At 46.2% G+C, this 21,304-nt stretch carries 13 protein-coding genes and 1 pseudogene; 12 read left to right on the top strand and 2 right to left on the bottom strand.

Going from position 1 to position 21,304, the window contains the following annotated elements; genetic code table 11:
• Positions 1-30 precede the first annotated feature (30 nt).
• The 3 genes from DMB88_RS23030 to DMB88_RS23020 are packed head-to-tail and all read left to right on the top strand — an operon-like array spanning position 31 to position 3,706.
• Positions 31-2,124 (top strand): BglG family transcription antiterminator, encoded by a 2,094-nt coding sequence (locus tag DMB88_RS23030; RefSeq protein WP_128103228.1) that lies wholly within the window; start codon positions 31-33, stop codon positions 2,122-2,124.
• A 5-nt stretch (positions 2,125-2,129) separates the two neighbouring features.
• A complete protein-coding gene (locus tag DMB88_RS23025; protein ID WP_128103227.1) occupies positions 2,130-2,564 on the top strand; it encodes a PTS mannitol transporter subunit IIA in 435 nt (144 codons plus the stop codon).
• Entirely contained in the window at positions 2,561-3,706 is a 1,146-nt protein-coding gene (locus tag DMB88_RS23020; protein ID WP_128103226.1) for a mannitol-1-phosphate 5-dehydrogenase, read from the top strand. Before DMB88_RS23025 ends, DMB88_RS23020 begins: the two co-directional genes overlap by 4 nt.
• Positions 3,707-3,771: 65 nt before the next feature.
• Here the strand turns inward: DMB88_RS23020 and DMB88_RS23015 are convergent, their stop codons facing one another.
• Together DMB88_RS23015 and DMB88_RS23010 are read right to left on the bottom strand one after the other, a co-directional pair.
• A complete protein-coding gene (locus DMB88_RS23015) occupies positions 3,772-4,026 on the bottom strand; it encodes a cysteine-rich CWC family protein (protein WP_128103225.1) in 255 nt (84 codons plus the stop codon).
• A 134-nt stretch (positions 4,027-4,160) separates the two neighbouring features.
• Positions 4,161-6,187: pseudogene (locus tag DMB88_RS23010) on the bottom strand (DNA mismatch repair protein MutS).
• 540 nt (positions 6,188-6,727) lie between these two features.
• Between DMB88_RS23010 and DMB88_RS23005 the strand changes: the two are divergent.
• From DMB88_RS23005 to pulA (DMB88_RS22965), 9 genes are all read left to right on the top strand, one after another.
• Positions 6,728-8,584: a PDC sensor domain-containing protein gene (locus tag DMB88_RS23005; protein ID WP_128103224.1), complete on the top strand. Its 1,857-nt coding sequence runs from the start codon at positions 6,728-6,730 to the stop codon at positions 8,582-8,584.
• Positions 8,551-9,063, top strand: a complete 513-nt coding sequence (locus DMB88_RS23000; RefSeq protein ID WP_164848777.1) for a helix-turn-helix domain-containing protein — start codon at positions 8,551-8,553, stop codon at positions 9,061-9,063. Before DMB88_RS23005 ends, DMB88_RS23000 begins: the two co-directional genes overlap by 34 nt.
• Before the next feature lie 348 nt (positions 9,064-9,411).
• The gene (locus tag DMB88_RS22995) at positions 9,412-10,365 is read left to right on the top strand and encodes an ABC transporter permease (protein ID WP_056701329.1); all 954 of its coding nucleotides are present in this window, start codon (positions 9,412-9,414) and stop codon (positions 10,363-10,365) included.
• A 44-nt stretch (positions 10,366-10,409) separates the two neighbouring features.
• On the top strand, positions 10,410-11,282 hold the full coding sequence (locus tag DMB88_RS22990) for a carbohydrate ABC transporter permease (RefSeq protein WP_128103222.1): 873 nt from the start codon (positions 10,410-10,412) through the stop codon (positions 11,280-11,282).
• Positions 11,283-11,351: 69 nt separating this feature from the next.
• Positions 11,352-12,851: an extracellular solute-binding protein gene (locus DMB88_RS22985; protein WP_128103221.1), complete on the top strand. Its 1,500-nt coding sequence runs from the start codon at positions 11,352-11,354 to the stop codon at positions 12,849-12,851.
• 23 nt (positions 12,852-12,874) lie between these two features.
• Positions 12,875-13,984 carry a glycoside hydrolase family 88/105 protein gene (locus DMB88_RS22980; RefSeq protein WP_128103220.1) on the top strand — a complete coding sequence of 370 codons (1,110 nt, stop codon included), beginning with the start codon at positions 12,875-12,877 and terminating at the stop codon, positions 13,982-13,984.
• A 302-nt stretch (positions 13,985-14,286) separates the two neighbouring features.
• Positions 14,287-15,801, top strand: coding sequence for an extracellular solute-binding protein (locus DMB88_RS22975; protein ID WP_128103219.1), 1,515 nt, complete (start codon positions 14,287-14,289; stop codon positions 15,799-15,801).
• A gap of 183 nt (positions 15,802-15,984) precedes the next feature.
• A complete protein-coding gene (pulA, locus tag DMB88_RS22970) occupies positions 15,985-18,051 on the top strand; it encodes a type I pullulanase (protein WP_128103218.1) in 2,067 nt (688 codons plus the stop codon).
• Positions 18,052-18,392: 341 nt separating this feature from the next.
• On the top strand, positions 18,393-21,266 hold the full coding sequence (pulA, locus tag DMB88_RS22965; protein ID WP_128103217.1) for a type I pullulanase: 2,874 nt from the start codon (positions 18,393-18,395) through the stop codon (positions 21,264-21,266).
• Positions 21,267-21,304: the final 38 nt, after the last annotated feature.

Below are 21,304 nucleotides of genomic sequence, written 5' to 3'. Positions count from 1 at the left end.
TTCGTCTTCTCTGAGCCGGAGGCTAGAGATATGAGTATTACCAAAAGACAACGTGAAATCGTGGAGTTTCTGCTGGAGCATCCACAAGAAGTCACTGCTGGTGAGATCGCCGTTGAAGTCAAAGTCAGTACGCGAACAGTTCACCGAGAGCTTCAGATGATTGAACAGTGGCTGGAACCTTTGGGTATGAGGCTGGAAAAAAAATCAGGAACCGGTATTCGAATTGATGCCGGTTCCGGTAATCTGGCCGTATTGCGCCAGCAATTAGAGGGTAAGGAATCTATTGAGTTTACGCCGGAAGAGCGTAAGCTCTTCATGCTTTGTATTTTGCTGGATGAGTCGGAACCTGTAAAACTGCTTGCACTAGCTTCAGATCTGAAAGTGACAGTATCAACGGTGACCAATGATCTCGATGATCTGGAGTCACGGATTCGTCAGGCTGGACTAAAGCTGGTTCGCAGACGTGGATATGGAGTCAAGATTAACGGAAATGAGACGATTCATCGTACTGCCATAGCTGCGCTTGCTCTGGAATTTCTGGATGAGTCCGATCTGTTCGGAAGACAGCCTGAGCAAGGGGGCTCCATCGTAAACCAGAAGTTGCTGAATATGATTGGGCATGGTGATGTGCTTACAGTCGAAAATGCATTGTGGCAACCAGATATCGAATGGCTGGAGAACATCCCGGAACGGCAATATATGAAGCTGCTGATTCAATTATCCGTTGCGGTTGTACGTATTCGTAAAGGCTTTGGCATTGGTCGTCTTTCTCCACGTGAGAAAGCGAGAGATGACGTTGCGGAGCAGGATGAGATGAAGGTTCCACCTTATATGGCATCCCGATTGTGCGGTGTACTATCTACCCAGCTAGGGCTGACGTTCTCCCAAGATGAGCAGGATTATTTTCACAGATTATTAATTGAGACAGAGCAGAGGATACACTCTTCAAGGCTGTTGCCAATAGACGACTTAATTCTACTAGATAGGGTACATTCATTGATTGATCAGATGCAGGCGAGAACCCATTATGCCTTTCATGAGGATCGTATGCTTCGTGAAGGTCTGATTGGGCATATGGCACCTGTAATGGAACGTATTGAAGGACAACAGATGATCCGTAATCCACTACTGCAGCAGATTCGCAAGGATTATGATTCACTGTTCGAAGATGTCAAAAAATCCGTGTACCAGGCTTGGCCAGGTATAGATGTTCCCGATGAGGAAATTGGTTTTCTAGTCATGCACTTTGGAGCATCCATCGAGAGATTACGCACATTAAAACGGGAAATCAGGGCGATCATTGTCTGTACAAGCGGAATTGGTTCATCACGCATGCTGTCCAGCCGACTGACGAAGGAGTTTCCCGAGATTCGAATTATAGACAGCGTCTCCTGGTATGAAGCTACCCGGATTCCAACGGATCAATACGATCTGGTGTTATCCACTGTTGATCTGCCGATGGATGAGCATCAGTACTACAAAGTGAGTCCACTGCTTACAGCAGAAGAGAGTGAACATCTGCGTCATTTTATTAGAACAACAACGTTACAACGACAGCATAACAAGTCAAGGGAAACAGAAACCCAGACGCCAAGTCATTACTCGGATCCAGACGGAATGGAAGCCACTCTGATTGAAATCGTCCGAATCATTGGCAAGTTTCAGGTCTACCCGCTGGACAATCAAGGTGCCGGTTTCTATAAAACGGTGTATGCGATGTGCAACGTACTTCATGGATCCGGGGTGCTGAAGGAACCAGAGGAAATCGCGAAACGGTTGGAGGAACGTGAAGCAGTAGGGAGTCAGAAGATTCCGGGTACAACACTTGCGCTGTTTCATACACGCAGTGAGGGAATCTATCGTCCGTCGATCAGTCTCTTCCAGCTCACGGAGCCGCTCCTTCGTACGTCAGCTGATCCGGCAGGAGTTACCCATGTTCTCTTGATGCTGGGCCCGAGAGAATTATCCAAGGAAAGCTTGGAGGTTCTTAGTGAGATCAGCGCACTGTTATTGCAGGAAGAAATGATTACATTGCTGGAAAAGGGAGTCAGGGATGAACTCATTCATTACCTGTCCAAGGAACTCGTTGGATTCTATCGCAGTAAAACCGAAATTGGAGGTTAACCATTATGAGTATTTTAACAACAGATAAAGTCATTATGAATGCGAAGGCTCAGGATAAATACGAAGCGATTCGTATGGCAGGACAGATTTTGAAGGATGCGGGTCATATTACCGCTGATTACATCGAGAAAATGATTGAGCGTGAAGAGATTGTTTCAACTTATGTAGGAAATGGCCTTGCGATCCCGCACGGTACGAAGGAATCTAAATCATTCATTTTATCCACAGGTATCTCAGTCATTCAATATCCAGAAGGTGTGGATTTTGGCGAGGAAAAAGCTTATATGGTGATTGGTATTGCGGCTCAAGGTGGGGAACATATGGAGATCCTGACTAGCATTGCAGTAATCTGTGCTGAGGATGAAAATATGGAGGCTCTGCGTCTAGCCAAAACAGCGGAAGAAGTTATTGCTATTCTGGAAAGTGAAATGGAACTATGAAGGCCTTACACTTTGGCGCAGGTAACATAGGACGCGGATTTATCGGGTTAATACTGTCTCGTGCAGGATACGAGGTTATTTTCTCAGATGTGAATCAGGAATTGGTATCGGCTCTACAGCAACGAGGACAGTATACGGTGGAACTGGCTAACGAGAGTAAGGATCAGGAGACCGTTACGGGTGTAAACGCAATCGATGGAACCCAGTTGGAGACGGTTGCCCAAACGGTTGTGGAAGCAGATCTGATTACAACTGCAGTTGGTGTGGGTGTGCTGAAATATATTGCACCAGGCATTGCCAAGGGGCTTAAGGCGAGACTTCACTCGGATCTTGTTCAGAAACCTCTTCATATTATTGCATGTGAAAATGCAATTGGAGCCAGTACGCAACTGAAAGAGCATGTATATGCTCTGCTTGATGAGCAAGTACGCTCACTTGCGGATCAGTACATTTATTTTCCCGATTCGGCTGTAGACCGGATTGTACCTATTCAGCACCATGAAGATCCATTGCATGTACAGGTGGAGCCTTTTTACGAGTGGGTGGTGGATCGTTCTCAGATGGCTCCTGCATTCAAACCGGTTGAGGGCATTGTATATGTTGATGAGCTGGAGCCGTATATCGAACGCAAGCTGTTCACTGTAAATACAGGACACTGCGTTGCTGCGTATATTGGTAACGTGCACGGGTATGACACTATTCAGAAGGCTATCGCCGATGAAAAAGTAAAATCCATTGTATATGGTGCTTTGCAGGAAACCGGAGAAGTGCTGGTGAAGCGATTTGGATTCAATCCGGAAGAGCATGAGCAGTATATCCTTAAAATATTGGGACGGTTCGTCAACCCGTATATCACGGATGAGGTTACTCGTGTTGGTCGTTCCCCGCTGCGCAAGCTGTCCCCGAATGATCGTCTGGTTCGCCCGGCTCTTCTTGCATATGCGGATGGAACGGAAACAACTTATCTGACTATGGGCATGGCCGCAGCTTGTAAATTCGATGTTTCCGATGATCCGGAAGCTGTTGAACTGCAGGACATGATTCGTCAGAAGGGGATTGCTGCTGCACTGCAGCATTATACGTCCATGGATGAGCATCATCCGGTACTTAAACAAGCTGTTGCTCAATACCACGAAATGTAAAGTAGTGGGTCAAAGTAGCCATGATCTAACATGGTAGCATGCATCATAAAACAAGAGCCGTACAGTTAACGACTGTATGGCTCTTGTTTTAATGTAAGCTTGTTGGTATATGCATCCAAACAGCGCTGGCATATGCATGATTTGCGGCGCTGTTCTGCTGGAATACGGTCAAATATACCTTCGGGGAAAGTAGCCCGGTTACACCAGCATTCCGAATGAGGGTGTCCAGCCGCATAGGAACAGCGATTAGCTTCTCCGCATAACGGGCAGACAAGAACATCAGTATTCTGATGATGAGTAGCATCCTGTTCTGAAGACATTTGGTTCTTTCCCTCCCTGTTAATAAACACGATCTGAAGTGAATACATACAAATTCCAGTATAACAGATATGTGTTTACAAGCAGGGAGTGAACTTTGCACCACGGTATCTATTTTAGTATCCTATTTCACTGTTTACTCATCAGGGGGCAGTTCAATCTGCAGTCCTTCCACATGTTTACGTCCCATCAACTTACGCTTCTTCCGGTTTTCTTTGCTCTCGAATACGATGTCGAGGTCATAGTTATCTGGGTAGAGTTGGTCTGCAGCAATATGCAGTTTCAATCTCTTCTTGTGAATTTTAACCTTGCGACCACGCAGCATAATCCCGATATTGCCACGAGCATCCTCGACTTCACACACGGTTCCCGTCTGATCAAGATAACCAATATAGACTCGATCCCCTTTTTGGAATACAGTCGCTGGTACAGATGTCTCTGTTTCTTCGGCCTTCATAGACTTCATTGCCGATGTAGTCTGAGAGGCAGCATTAGTAGGCACGATCGGTTTGGCTATGTCAGCCACTGGCGGTGCATCTGTTGCTTCCGATTGAACGAATACATTTGCTTCTGTTTCACCTGATAGGGTTGGTAAATGCTCTGTTATGCATTTCTCTGTTGATGAATGGTTCTGTTGAACGCCCTGATCGGAGATAGACTTGGAACGATCAATAATGTGTTGTGCCATTCCTAGTTTGAGTGCGATGGCATAAGCATAACTCTGTCCAGCTTCTCCAATTCGCAACCGATATAAAGGCTGGAGCGTTACCGTGTCGAATTCCATCCGAGCATTCTCAAAACCTGGTGTAGCAGCGGCAAAATGCTTGATTTCTCCAAAATGAGTGGTTGCTACAACCGTTGCTCCGCGTCGATGTAACTCTTCAAGCATCGCGATGGATAATCCGACTCCTTCCCCAGGATCTGTACCTGAAGCCATCTCGTCAATGAGTACGAGTGTTGAGGAATTAGCCTGTTCCAGAATACCGATCATGTTGCGAATATGAGCAGAGAACGTGCTAAGTGCTTGCTCCATGCTCTGACCATCTCCGATATCCACCGCAATTTCACTGTATACAGACATCGTGCCACCTTCTCCAACAGGGACAAGCAACCCGGATTGCATCATAAGGGTAAGTAGCCCAAGTGTCTTGAGTGCAATCGTCTTCCCCCGGTATTTGGCCCTGTAATAATGAGTGAACGATAGTTCGTGCCGATTGTAAAATCCAGTGGAACCATAGATTCGCCCATCAATGGGTGATGTGCACGTTGGATCTGAACTCTTCCTTCTGCATTAACTTGAACAACGCGTCCGTCCATCGTGACCGCATATTTTGCTTTTGCCAGTAGAAAATCTAGTATGCCCACCGTCTCGGTATTCAGAGCAATTTCACGACTGTATGACTCTGTGAGTGTGGTCAACTCGCCAAGAATCTTCATCTCTTCTCGAGATTCATCCCCCTGCAATGTAGCGAGTTCACTGTGAAGACTCATGAGTTCTACCGGCTCAATGTACACCGTTTGCCCACTCCCTGATTCGTCTAACACACTGCCTTTGACCAGCTTGCGGAATTCCTTCTTGATTGGTAGTACGGTTCTTCCATTACGTTGACTAATGACATTTTCCTGCATGATGGAGCGATGTTTGCTGAGCAGTGAATCGAGCTTACGCTTCATACGCTCTTCATTTACCATTATTTTTTTGCGGATTCTTGTAAGCTCTTTGCTCGCCAGATCTTGAATACGTCCGTTGTGGATACTACGTTCAATCTCGCTTAGCAACGATTCCATCAGCATCATAGATGCAGCATAACGGCTGACCGTTGGAGCGATCTCGGATTTACCCTCCATATACTTCATCAGCTGCGCACAGCTTCGCAGAAATTGTGCAAGATGACTGAAATCACGTTCACTGAACAAATATCCTGTGCCTAGCAGATCCATGATGGTTTCCATTCCATCCAGGGATGGAATGGGAATGCTTGCGCCGTAACGGAGCATGAGAGCGGCTTCTGCTGTTTCTTCTAGACGTGTCTGAATCCAATGGACATCATTCATCGGTTTCATATTATGCGCATGACGCTTGCCCAAATAAGATCGGGCGCAGGAGGCTACGTTTTTTTGAATTTCGAAGTAATTAAGTGTGCGTAAAGTGTTTTCGTTCATGGGGGATCTCTCCTTAATATTAAAATATGGTGTTTGGTTATTGCAGCTGACTTATTCCTGGAAAACGCAAAAAGGGCGGAGAATGAACAAACGTCATTCTCCGCCCTAAGCTGTATGGAAAAGCAAAGTCCAATAAGGTCTATAACAAAAAAATCCACGCTGAACACAGCGCGGAAATAGACCCGGACAAGTACAATCCCGGAGGCGATTTATGATATCCGCTGTTCTTAACTAAGTACAGGGTTCTGGCACATCAGAAAATACACGTACGCCATGAGGCATAAGCGACATGAAAGGCCAAACTCCTGAATATGAAACTTGGTTAGTTAAGAACGCTCACCGACATCAAAATCTCTCCTTTGATTGAGGAATATGCAACTAATATAAACTGGAAATTACCTCAAAGTCAACCCGGAAGTTCATCTTTCAGAATAAATAAGTGGACTTGAATAAGAATGGGTTTTAAAATAACAATAGTAAATTAACCCAATGTAAGCGATATTATGGAATAGAACGTTTTTTGAAAGAAGGTGCTCTTTTTTGCCAAAATACTTGCTGCGTCTGCTATGCTTCACCATGATCCTTGGAGCGCTTCCAGTCATCGTTATTGGTTCCGTCTCGTATACGATAGCTTCACAGGATATTGAACAAAAGGTGCGCGAGAGCAATCTGCAGATTTTACATCAGACTCAGATGAGGGTGGAGCAGGTGCTGCGCAGTTTGCAATTATCATCTATTCAATACGTAAATTCGCCTTTGGTTTTACAAGCGATGAAACAACCACTCGATAGCAGCGAATTTCAGCAAATCCGTGATCTGACGTCTGGGTTTAACAATTTGCAGGCGGTGACTAATATTGATCAGGCTTATTTAGTCAATCTAGATGAGGACTGGGTTGTTTCGATGCGTTCATTTGGCAAACTAGATGATTTTAGTATCCGGGATCGAATCGGCTCGTATCTGAAGTATACCAACAGTTTATTCTGGGTAACGCAGAATGTAAACTCAGCAAAAGAGAGCGTACCTGTATCGGCAGGCGTGGGCGATTCCACACAGGAGATCGTTCCCACACTCATTTCTTCAGACAATGTGGTGAGTATGGTATTCAAGATTCCCATGATGCCGACGAATGTCAAACCGAAAGGATTTCTAGTGATTGATATTTCTGATACAGAGCTTAGCTCTTATTTGAGTCGTAATACCAATTCCGGAGATATGTATGTCCTTGATCGGGATCAGAAGTTTTTCCTGAACGATATGGAACAGAATGGGAAGTACACTGCACTGAACGAGGAAATTCAAGAGAAAGTGCAAGTAACAGGGGAATCGGAAGGTTTCTTTAATGCGGAGGTAGAGGGGAATCAGGTGGCTGTTAGTTATCGGCAGTCACAGCTTAACGGATGGTTGTATGTGTCTGTTGTATCGCTTGGGCAGATTACTGCTCAATCTCAGAAAATTGCTCTGGTAACGGGAGTAGCCACACTTGTGATGTTAGGATTAACCGGATTAGTTGCATTCTACGGTAGCCGCCGGATGTATTCACCTATTTCAAGGCTGCTTCAATTCACGAAAGGTCTGGACTCACCTGTGGATTCGAAAGGTCGAAGACAGGATGAATTCAGTTATATCGAAGAGCGATTGTCAACCTTGTTCAGTTCTGAGCAGACCATGCGAGAGCAAATGAAAGGACAACACGTTCATTTACAGGAATTTTTTATGACTAAACTATTAACAGGCAAAATATCGGAAGAGGATTTCAGATATCAAGGAGATCTATATGATTTTCCAACCAACTGGTCTAGCCTTGGTGTGCTTACACTTCAGATGGATACCATTGAGGGGACGCGTTATGAAGAGCAGGATCGTGATCTGTTGCTTTTCGCGGTAAATAACATTGTTGGCGAATGGCTTCCTCCGGAAATTCGGTTCACACCTGTCATGATTGATGATGCTCAGGTTACCGTTCTGGCTTCTGAATTGCATGATGAACTGCAACTGAAAGAATGGATGCACACGCAAGCCGAAGGCATACGGGAGCGTGTCGTGACTTATCTGAATCTGCCCGTAAGTATTGGGATCAGCCGATCTTATCGTGCCATAGGTGATACGCCGCAGGCTTATCAGGAGAGCCGGGAAGCACTACAAGGGCGAGTGAGCCTGGGTAGTCGTATTATTTTGCATTATGAGGATATCCAGCCACGAGGTCAGACGGAAGCCGCTTTATACACACAGTTAAGGATGATCGAGGATCAATTGGCTTCTGCGCTGAAGCAGGGGATGAGGAAAAAGTGGATGCCTACTTCACACAGTACCTGGGATTGCTCGCAGATAAGAAACTGCATTTCAGTGAGTATCCAGCCATTATGGTGCAATTGTTGTCCCGTGTATATCAATTAGTACAGGAACAGGGTGGAGATGTAGCGGAAGTGTTGGGGGAGAAAGCCTCGATGGCTCGGTTGTTGAAGCTGTCCACACTGGATGAGATGACGAATTGGTTCCGCAAACGTTTATTCCAACCAGTCATCCATTTCTGGCGGGAGCAGGAAGAATCCCAATACATGAATATCGCTCGTCGAATGATTCGATTAATCGAAGAACGTTATGATCGTGAGCTGTCACTAGAGGCCTGTGCGGAGGAGTTGAATTTTCATCCTGTTTATTTGAGTCGTGTGTTCAAGAAAGAAGCAGGGGTGAATTTCACAGAATATTTAGCTGAATATCGTATGGAAAAAGCCAAGACCTGGCTGCAGACGACGGATCTGAAAATATCAGAGATCGCAGAGAAATTAAACTACACGAATCCAACAGCTTTTATACGCACATTTCGTAAAATTACCGGCACAACCCCGGGGAAATATCGGGAGCAACAACGATAGAAATAGACCTGCTTCGCCTGCTATGGCGGGCAGGTTTTTTTGAGGTAATGTGATGCGAATGATCTCAACGCTAACTTTTCCCATGGACAAGATGAATCAGAGGATCGCAGGCTTTTGTAGAGGATTGTCCTCGTCTATTCGCAGGAGTTAAGACAGAGATATTGAGGTTAAAAGCGGTTCATTGATAGTTGAAATCCAATTACACAAAAGCTGAAAACCCTTGCTGCATAAGGAAAAACAAGAAGCTAAAATGAGACGATAGCCAGTGATGTGTTTATCCTCCACAATGAAGACATGAATTCAGGAAGTGATATTTTGTAATCGTTTCCAATGTGGGGGGAAGACACTATGAAAGCCGAAACGGCGGCTCAGACACGGCCCGCTACCCGCAGTGACAAAAACCTGCTGTGGAGGGACATCATCAAAAACCGGTGGCTCTATATTATGTTAATACCCGGTGTGCTTTACTTTATTATCTTCAAATACATACCTATGTATGGCATTACGATGGCTTTTCAGGATTACACGCCTTACAAAGGTATCCTCGGCAGTGAGTGGGTTGGATTTAAGCATTTTTCACGTTTCTTCGGGGAACCGCAGTTCTGGACTTTATTCCGAAATACGTTCTTGCTTGCCATCTATAACATGGTGTTTTTCTTCCCACTGCCAATTGTACTGGCACTGATGTTGAATGAAGTTCGACGTGAACGTTTCAAGCGATTCGTACAAACACTTGTCTATGTACCACACTTTGTATCATGGGTTGTTGTTGTTGGTGTATTCTACATGCTGTTCACCACCGAAGGCGGTGCCATTAATGAATTGCTCTACAACCTGACGGGACAAAAAGTTGCCTTCTTACTTGAGCCAGGCTGGTTCCGTACGATGATTGTTGGACAATCCATTTGGAAAGAAGTCGGTTGGGGTACAATCATTTTCCTTGCTGCCCTCTCTGGTGTAGATACACAGCTCTATGAAGCGGCAAGAATCGATGGCGCCAACCGCTGGCGTCAGACGTGGCACATTACGCTGCCTGCTATTCGTAGTACCATTGTCATTCTGCTCATTCTGCGTCTGGGCAACTTCCTGGATACAGGCTTTGAACAAATCTTCCTGATGCTGACTCCGACAAACCGCGATGTGGGCGAGGTGTTTGACACCTACGTATACACCAAAGGTCTGACACAAGCACAGTACAGCTACAGTGCTGCCGTAGGATTGTTCAAGTCGGTCGTCGGTCTGGCGCTTGTATTAGGTGCCAATAAGTTGGCCAAAAAATTCGGGGAGGAAGGCGTCTACTGACATAATGAGCAGGCGCTCTTCACCAGACAGGAGTGAACATTAAGATGCAACAGGATAAAACGTGGGGCAACCGGATTTTTGACTTTCTCAATCATGGCTTGCTGTTGTTAATCGGAATTGTGACCGTCATCCCATTCATTTATATTTTGGCGGTCTCCTTTACTAGCCCGAGTGAAGTAGCTAAGGGAGGATTCATCCTTTTTCCTAAAGAATTCTCACTTGCTGCATATCGCTATATTTTCTCCACAGATACCTTAATTCGCAGTTTGGGTGTATCCATCTACATTACCGTTGTTGGAACACTGATTAACTTGTTATTTACATCACTTATGGCATATCCGCTCTCAAGAAGATACTTGCGTGGACGTCAACCGATTTTGCTAGGTGTACTGTTCACCATGTTATTTAGCGGAGGCATGATTCCGACCTACTTCGTCGTGAAATCACTGCATCTTACAGACACGTTATGGTCGCTCATGCTGCCTACGGCTATTAGTGCGTTTAACCTGATCGTGCTTAAAAACTTCTTCCAGGCCATCCCAGATGAACTGGAGGATGCGGCCAAAATCGATGGATGTAACGACGTCGGCGTATTATTCCGAATCGTATTGCCTTTATCCATGCCGGCGATGGCAACGTTCTCCTTGTTTTATGCCGTAGCTCATTGGAACAGTTTCTTCAGCGCAGTTATTTATATTAACGATAGTCAGAAATGGCCAGTACAGGTTTGGCTACGTGAGATTGTCATTCTGGCACAGAGCCGGATTGGGGATACAAGCATCGAGGAAACGGAGATTCAACCACTCACCATTCGTATGGCGGTTATCGTGTTCTCGACCATTCCAATTATGCTCGTCTATCCGTTCCTGCAAAAACACTTTGCTAAAGGGGTGATGCTAGGTTCGGTGAAAGGTTGAGTTGGCACATGTTAAGAAATCGGAACTTTAAAACAGTTAAAGCTGCATAAAAAGGGGAGGTTTCATTCAATGAAAGCAACAAAAAAGAAAGCCGTAGCCGTTCTGAGCACACTTGCACTGGTTACAGGATTGCTGGCGGGATGCGGATCAGATGAGGGGCAGGCTGCCGAAGGCGGCGTGCAAAATGTATCCATTGCGATCGCACAAGTAGGGGATGTTCCTAGCAAGGACAATGAGGTTCAGAAAAAGATCGAAGCGTACACCAATACGAAACTGGACGTCCAGTGGATTCCGGCTTCAGCATATAACGACAAAATTAATGTCATGATCGCTTCCAGCGATATGCCCAAAATTGTGAAAGTCCAATATAACCCAACGGTAACGAGTGCGATGCGTAATGATGTGTTCTGGGAAATTGGGCCGTTACTGAAAGATTATAAAAATCTGTCTGCACAGAATGAGCGCTTTTTTGACAACATCAAGGTTGAAGGGAAAATATACGGCGTACCTGTATTCTCCGATATTGCCCGGGCAACCGTCATTTACCGTAAAGATTGGTTTGAGAAGCTGAATCTCACAGTACCAACAACACCAGATGAATGGTACGAGACAATCAAAACGTTGTCCACTTCTGATCCAGATGGAGATGGTCAGGATAATACATTTGGTCTGATGTTGTTCAAGCGTTACAACGAGGATCAATATTCCTTCACAACTCGTCTTGGTGTAAGCTTTGGCGCGCCAAATAAGTGGAAAGTGGAGGACGATGGAAGCTTTACTCCGGAATTTATGACGCCTGAATATAAACAAGTTATGGATCTTCTGAAGCGTTTGTATGATGAGAAGTTGCTTAACCAAGATTTCGCAGTATTCGATTCCACAGAAGCTGAGAAGAAATACGATTCAGGTTTAGTAGGTATGCGTGTAGGTGTTGCACAGAATGGTAAAAGTCAGCAGGAGCGTTTATCCAAAAACGACCCTGACGGTGTAGTAGATATCGCTGGATTGTTAGGAGCGAATGGAGATCGTGTCGCAGGACAGACGGGTAACTCGGGTATTCTGGCATTCCCTAAATCCACGGTAAAATCGGAAGAAGAGCTGAAGAATTTGTTAGCATTCATCGATAAGCTGATGGATCCTGAAATGGCTACACTCTTGATGCGTGGTATCGAAGATAAACATTACACCAAGCTTGGCGAAGATCAGGTTGAGATGAGCGACTTCGACGCTTTCCAACGTGAAGTGAAGCCGTATCGTGATAATTTCCCATATGTTGAGGGTTACAATGTACCGAAACTGAAAGATACCGAGCTGGGTGAAAAAGGAACTGAACTGGCGAAAGAGCTTGCGGAGCACGCAGTTCCTAACCCTGCACTTACGTTGTATTCCCCTACGTATGGTGACCGTGGCGCGGATCTCGACCAGATGATCGCAGATGCGCAGACCAAATACATTATGGGCAAAATCGATGAAGCAGGCTGGCAGAAGGAAATTGAGAATTGGGCGAATGCAGGCGGAAACAAAATCCGTGAAGAATACGCGGAGGATTACAAAAAGCAAGCTCAATAATGAGCTGGAAACGGAGGAACGCCATGAAGGAAACGTTACAATTTACGCCAGTACGTATGGCTGAACAGTTCATGGAAAGTTATCGTAGCCATGACTTGTACTCCACCTGGCACTATGAGAATGGTTGTATATTGAAAGCCTTAGAAGAGCTGTATACCCATACGGGAGAACAAAAGTATTTCGACTATATTCAGGAACTGATGGATCATTTCGTGCAGGAAGATGGTACGATTCGAAACTACAATGTTGAGGAATATAATCTGGATCAGATTAATCAAGGAAAATCGTTATTTCTACTCTTGGACAAAACAGGAAAGGAGAAGTATCGTCAAGCGGCAGATCTGCTCATGGTACAGCTGAAAGGCCAGCCGCGTACAAGCGAAGGTGGGTTCTGGCACAAAAAGATATACCCTTTTCAAATGTGGCTAGACGGGTTGTACATGGCGACCCCTTACCTGACGCAATATGGTGCCGTCACAGGTCAAGACAAGTGGTTCGACAAGGCAGCACTACAGCTGCTGTTGGTAGAGCAGCGTACGCGTGATCCGCGGAGTGGTCTGTTATACCACGCTTGGGATGAGAGTAAGGAGCAACGCTGGAGCTCCGGGGAGACAGGTTGTTCTCCCCATGTCTGGAGCAGAGCTGTCGGTTGGTATGTCATGGCTGTGGTAGACACATTGGATTACCTGCCAGTTGATCATGAACAGCGTGGACAGATTGTAGGTATCTTTGAACGACTGGCTAATGCGCTTGTACATGTTCAGGATCAACAGACCGGATTATGGCCGCATCTTCTGGATCAACCAGGCCGTGAGCGTAATTACTTGGAAGCATCGGGGAGTTCAATGTTTGTGTATGCCTTAGCTAAAGGTGTACGCAAAGGTTATCTGAGTGGTAAATTCAAGGCGATTGCGGAAAAGGGATATCAGGGTCTGTTACAGCATTTGCTGCAGACAGATCGAGAAGGCGTGCTCTCCTTAACGCAATGTAATGGTGGAGCTGGTCTTGGCGGAAGTCCTTATCGTGACGGTTCATATGAGTACTATGTAACAGAATCCATTCGCATTAATGATCCGAAATCGGTCGCTCCGTTTATTCTTGCAGGAGTGGAGATGGAACTAGCTACACGCTAGGTCGTTTCTGGAAACTCGCTGAAGTGCATCTTTTACCGCCTTTTCGCCCCCTGCTGCGTCACTTTCCCTTGACGTGCCCCGGCACGCCTGCGGAAAACTTCCTGGCCTGGAACGAAAATTCGGCAAAATCTGCGTCCTTCGGAGTTTTCAGACACTCCCGTTCTTTTCTTCAGAACATTTATGATAGCGCATTCATTTTATTGGTTTTGCTTCAATCCATCATATGGCTCCTATCACCCGTGAGCATCTTCTAGTTAATGGAGGCATGTCATAATTAGGTTATCCAAAAGGAGAGATGGTTCATGAGCCCAAAAGTACGGATGTCTCGTTTAAGCGGATTGGTTGTCATCGGTGCAATGTCCGCAGGACTGCTCGCAGGATGTGGGGGAGAGAAATCACCTGCTGCGACAGGGGATGGCAAGTTTCCCATTTCCATCTCTTTGATGCAGGTAGGCGATGTACCTGCGAAGGAGAACGGGATTGAGCAAAAGATTGAGGAATATACGGGTACCGATGTGAATGTGCAATGGATTCCGCAGTCTGCTTTTGATGATAAAGTGAATGTCATGGTTGCTTCAGGCGAGATGCCTACCATTATGCGGGTGAACTATGTACCGACAACGTTTAATGCAGCCAAAACAGGGTTGTTCTGGGAACTTGGTCCTTACCTGAAGGATTACAAAAACCTGTCTGCCCAATCCGAGGCGTATTTTGAGAATATCAAAATAGAAGGCAAAATCTACGGTATCCCCAATTTCCGCGACATCGGCCGTACCGCGATTGTGTATCGTAAGGACTGGTTCGACAAGTTGAACTTGGAAGTACCCAAAACATTGGATGACTGGTACAACGTGATGCATTCCATGCGCAAGGATGATCCTGATGGAAATGGCAAAGAGGACACCTATGGTGCGTTACTGTTCAAACGGTACAATGAAGGCGTATCTTCCCCACTTACACGTATTGCAGTGAGCATTGGAGGCGTAAATAAATGGGGCGTGGATGACTCGGGCAAATTGACACCAGAATTCCTGACTCCGGAATATGTGGACACGATGAAGCTGTTCAAGAAGCTGTTTAGCGAGGGACTCATTAACAGTGATTTCCCAGCGCTTGATCCATCCGATGCGGACAAAAAGATGGATTCTGGGCTCATCGGTATGAAGCTGAACGGGGTAGCCCAGAACGGCAAGTCATCCCAGCAACGTCTTACACCTAATGCACCGGATGGAGAGATCGATGTAGCTCCATTCCAAGGATTAGATGGTATTCGCATCGCTGGGGAGCCAGGCAACTATGGTATGCTCGTTATTCCGAAAGCGGCCGTACCTGATGAAGAGCAATTGAAGAAGGTGCTCACTTTCCTTGATCAGCTCATGGATGAAGAGCTTAGTACGTTACAATTGCGCGGTTTGAAGGATGTACACTATACCGAGACTGCTGATGGTAAAACGGAGCTGAAGGATTTTGATGCATATCAACGGGAAGTGAAGCCTTACCGTGATAATCTGCTAAGTGTTGAAGGCTACAATGTAGCAGAACTGGTAGACGTACCAATTGGTATGAAAGGTACGAAGATGGCACGTGAGAATGAGCAATATGCGATTCCGAACCCTGCACTGACTCTCTCATCAGCGATCTATACGGAGAGAGGTCAAGAGTTAGATCAGATGATCTGGGATGCTCAGACCAAGTACATCATGGGCAAACTAGATGATGCGGGTTGGGAGCAGGAAGTGGCAAACTGGAAAAAGTCCGGTGGTGACCAACTGATCTCCGAGTTTGAGGCATCGTATAAAGAATTGAACGGTAAGTAGTTAATAAAATGGTGGCGTATCACTCTTACGCTTACCATCTACATTTTAAAGTAAGGGTTGCGAATCTTCGGGTTCGTAACCTTTTTTATGTTTTCTATTATGAATGGACTGTGGAAGGGGTATAAGAGTAGAGGAGCACTTATAGCCTAATCAACTTGATGTCAACAGAGGGAGTACACAGTCATGATTGAGCAACAAGAACACGAGGATCAACGGTTTGATGAGAATGTAAATGATACATATGAGGGAGACGATCTAGGCGTTACGGTGCAACCAGGGTCATGTAGCTTCAAAGTATGGACACCGAAGGCTGCTGAGGTTCATCTGCTGTTATATCCCCCATCTACAGATGGGAGTCCTGAGGAATACTCCGAGCGCTCGGGACAATCCAAACCCAATGAAATTCCCATGCATAAACAAGCTCAAGGCATCTGGCACGCCGAGATCAGTGGAGATTGGTATGGTTACCGTTATATGATTCAGGTTACCTTTGGTGACGGACGACGCGAGATTGCCGTAGATCCTTATGCCAGGGCTGTCACCATGAATGGAGAAATGGGGGTGATCGTCAGACTGGAGCATACAGACCCCAAGGGATGGAAAGAAGATGTTCGGCCAGAACTTGCGAGCCCGGTGGATGCGGTGCTGTATGAGCTACATGTACGAGATTTCTCAATCCACCCTTCATCTGGAATGAAATATAGAGGTAAATATCTTGCTTTTACCGAGACGGGTTTACTTGATCAGGAAGGTAATTCCATCGGTATTGATCACTTGGCTGAGCTTGGCATTACGCATGTGCATCTGCTCCCCGTATTTGATTTTGCCACAGTAGATGAAGCTCAGGTGGATACATCCAATTCCGATCGATCTAATTATAATTGGGGATATGATCCTCTCCACTACAATGTGCCAGAAGGCTCTTATGCAACACGCGCGGATGAACCAGAGACTCGAATTCGAGAATTCAAATCGATGGTGATGGCTCTGCATCAAAAGGGGATCGGCGTCATTATGGATGTGGTCTACAACCATACCTTCGACACTGCGAGAAGTTCGTTTGAGAAGCTCTATCCAGGATACTACTACCGTCAATTGCAGGATGGTACATACAGTAATGGATCGGGAACAGGCAATGAAGTAGCGACAGAGCGTCATATGGTGCGTAAATTCATTATGGATTCTGTGCGATACTGGGCAGAGGAATACCATGTGGACGGGTTTCGGTTTGACCTGATGGGGCTCATTGATACAGCAACGATGAAAAGTCTGGCAGCAGACCTACATGAGAAGGTTTCACCATCCATCCTGTTATATGGAGAACCTTGGGGTGCACTTGAATCGCCTCTCGGAGACGATATGACGCTTAAGGGCGACCAACGTGATTCTGGATTTGCTGTCTTTAATGATAATTTTCGCGGAGCTATCAAGGGGGATAGTGATGGTGCCGGAACAGGGTTTGCAACCGGTGCAGAAGGAGCGGAGGAGAACGTGTGGGTAGGAGTGAGGGGGGCTATTACCGATTTTACCGCAACTCCTACAGAAACGATTAATTATGTTACCGCGCATGACAATCTTAATTTGTGGGACAAGGTTGCCTATACGCAAGAACTGGAGGATGCACTCGGTTTTATCAGCTATGATGAGGACGGTAATGTCAAAGGATGCGACAATGTACAGCAAGCGGTACAACAAGCAAGCCCGTATAAGCAGATCGAGGCTGGACATGTTCTAGAGAATGAAACGGTACGGCGATGTCTGCTTGCCAATGGCATTGTATTGACCTCTCAAGGTGTACCCTTTCTGGCCGCTGGTGATGAATTGCTGCGTACCAAGTTTGGTGACGCTAATAGCCACGAGAGCGGGGATGTAGTTAATGCTATCCGTTGGGAGTACAAAAAGCAGTTCAAGCCAGTATTTGAATACTATCAAGGTTTGATTCGTCTGCGGCGCGAACATCCCGTTTTTCGGCTTCGTACCCGCGAGGAGATTGAGCAGAATATACGATTGCTTGAACAAGGAAACGGTGTCCTGGCATATGAGCTACTCGGAACAGCATCAGGCGATTCGTGGAAGAGAGTCATCGTTGCCTATAACGCTGCCAAACAAACGCGAACATTGTCCATTCCCTCAGCAGAGTGGCATGTGGTCGTGGAGCAAGGACGAGCAGGTACGGATACGATTCGTACAATGATGGGCGGAGAACTCAGCGTTCCGGCAATTTCAATGACGGTCATGTATTGCTCATAATCTTAACCGCTAACAAAATTGGTATAGAATTGATCTGCCTCTCTTTCTTCAAAGAGGGGCTTTTTCGGTTGTGATATTAGAGTGCTGAATTGTATTGAACATTTCATGCCTTTTTCGTCTGGACAGGTACAAATGCTGTCAATCTATGGCGCTTGTTTACATATGCTGTATTTTGAAAGCGATTGCTGCGGACGATGGAACTTTTGTCCAGATTTGCACTTCATCAAAAGTGAACATAAACCGATATGTTGAGTATCAGACAACCCTGGGTTGACAAATGGCGTCCCACTTCGTAACATCGGGACAATATGAAATTCAAGCTTATAAAGGCGGTGGGAACGATGCCGGAATGGACATCTTTTCGTTATGATGGCAACGATCTTGGCTTAACATATACTCGTGCTGCTAGTTTTTTAAAACTGTGGGCACCAACGGTACAACAGGTTTCACTACTCCTTTTTGAAGATGCTGGGATCTATGATGCAAAGGGAAAAGTAACTGAACATACAGATGGTCAAGAGTATTTAATGGCTCGAGAGGCAGATGGAATATGGAGCTTGAGTCTTGAAGGGAATTGGGCGGGCTATTATTACATGTATCAGGTCACTCACGCCGATGAACGCATAGAAGTGGTGGCTGATCCTTATGCTCGGGCTGTGTCTGCTAACGGACAGCGGACAGCAATTATTGATCTAGAGGATACACACCCAATGGATTGGGAGCAGGATGTGAAGCCTACTTTTCTGCACCCGGTAGATGCCGTGATCTATGAATTACATGTACGAGACTTTTCATCAGATCCACATGCCAACATTCCGTATAAGGGGAAGTATCTTGCATTTACGGCTTCGGGACTGACGGACAATGCGGGCAATTCCATCGGCGTGGATCACCTTGCTGAATTAGGCGTTACACATGTACACCTGCTGCCTATAGCCGATTATCAGACGGTCAATGAATTGCTTACTTCCGAAGTTACTCCGGGGGCTAGGGTTCCGTATAATTGGGGATATGACCCACAGCATTATAATGTACCTGAAGGTTCTTATGCGACTGATCCGCATGATCCAGCAGTTCGGATTAGGGAGTTCAAGTCCTTGGTACAGTCGCTACATCGGCAAGGGATACGTGTGGTCCTTGATGTCGTATACAATCATACGTATAGCGTAGAGGAAGGCCCGTTCGAACGCATCGTACCTGGATATTTCTATCGTCATCATGGGGATGGTACGCTTAGCAACGGATCAGGCGTGGGGAATGAGCTGGCTACCGAGCGTCCTATGGTGCGAAAATATATCGTAGATTCTCTTTTATACTGGGCAGAAGAGTATCATATCGATGGTTTTCGTTTTGATCTCATGGGACTGATTGATACAGAAACGATGAATGAATTAACACGTGAGCTACGAGAGCATATCGACCCGTCGATGTTAATTTACGGTGAACCTTGGACGGGAGGAGACTCACCGTTAGAGCGAAAAACACTTAAAGGAACGCAGCGGGGTCAGGGGTTTGCCGTGTTCAATGATCATTTTCGCAGTGCCATTAAAGGGGATAGTGACGCAGCGGGTACCGGATTTGCCACCGGGGCTGCTGGAAAAGAGTATGATCTGATCACAGGAGTAGCGGGAGCATTGGATGATTTTACATCATCTCCTATAGAAACGGTCAACTATGTAACGGCTCATGATAACCTCAATTTATGGGACAAAATCGCAACCACGATGAACCTCCGTCATGAACTTGGTTTTCCGACGTGGAAAGATGGTCAGCCTGTAGAAGGTGGCAGTGCCGAATCTGCGGTAAAAGCAGCTGCCCCCTACCGATATATTGATGAGAATCATGTCCTGGATCATGAGATGGTTCGTCGCTCCTTGTTAGCGTCAGGTATTCTATTGACCTCTCAGGGCATTCCTTTTCTGCATGCTGGGGATGAAATGCTCCGTTCCAAAGCAGGGGATCAGAACAGCTATCGTAGCGGAGATGCGGTTAATACGATTACTTGGGCTAATAAAGTAAGGTTCCGTCCTGTGTTTGATTATTATCGTGGATTAATTCATCTACGTCGTACACATCCGGCTTTTCGCATGATCGAAGCCCAGCAGGTACGAAATCATCTGCGCATAATGCGTGCTGAAGGCCACGTCGTTGTTTTTATGCTCCACGATGGAGCGAATCAAGATACGTGGAATCAGATCATCGTTATATATAACGGCTCCGCTAATCAGCAGCAGGTTCATCTGCCGGAAGGAAACTGGCATGTTGTGGTGGATGATCAACATGCGGGTACGGAGCCAATCACAACCGTTAATACAACCGTCTCTGTTGAGCGGTGGTCGCTGATGGTGCTATATGATACAGAGCGTGCATGTGTTGCAGAACCAGCCGTGATTGAGATTAATAGTCCACGCCAGGTGTACAGTCCTGGGGAGACAGCAGAGCTAAGAGCCATCGTGAGGGATCTTCTAGGCAATGTTGTGGAGAACACAGCGGTACGGTGGACTTCTTCTAATCCTGATGTGATGCGTATCCAGCCTGATGGTGCAATCCAGGCCGTGCAGACAGGAGAAGTATCCATCACTGTTCATTCTGGCGAACTTACCTCGACCTGTACATTGCAGGTGGAGCAACGTTATGCTGAGCGAATTGAGATCGTGGGTGAGCCGATTATGTACACCACGCGCATTAGCCGTTTTCGAGCATTGGTGCTGGATCAATTTGGGCAACCGCTTCAAGGAAGCAAACTTCGTTGGAGTTCATCGAATCCACAAGTAGCGGCAGTTAGTACTGCTGGCATTGTACGTGCGCTAACGCCTGGATCAAGCGACATCGTTGCAGAGGCTGATGGCATTCGTGCCTCGGTGACGACAAAGGTGCATAAGCAAATTTCACGCGTTGTTACCCTTCGATATGAACGAGAGGATCAGCGCTATGAAGGATGGGATGTATGGGTCTGGGGCACAGGTATGAAAGATGGAGCTGTTCCTCTAGAACGTGTAGGAAATGCGGCAGAAGCTAGATTCCGTGTTGCCGCAGGTCTGCATCATCTTGGCTTGATCATACGATTGAACGAGTGGGAGGCCAAAGATACGTGCGGAGACCGCTATGTGGATATCGTGCCTGAAGATGGAGATGTGCAAATTATCGTGCGCAGTGGGTCAGATCAGATGCAGGTTATTCGGGCAACGGCTGAAGAAAAACAGGATAGTGCATAATTTAATCAGGTTGTAATCGACAAGGTGTAAACAAAACA

This window comes from Paenibacillus sp. DCT19 (genome assembly GCF_003268635.1).
GTDB lineage: Bacteria > Bacillota > Bacilli > Paenibacillales > Paenibacillaceae > Paenibacillus.
The sequence above is the reverse complement of the archived record's forward strand: the minus strand, read 5'-3'. Positions and strand labels throughout refer to the sequence as shown.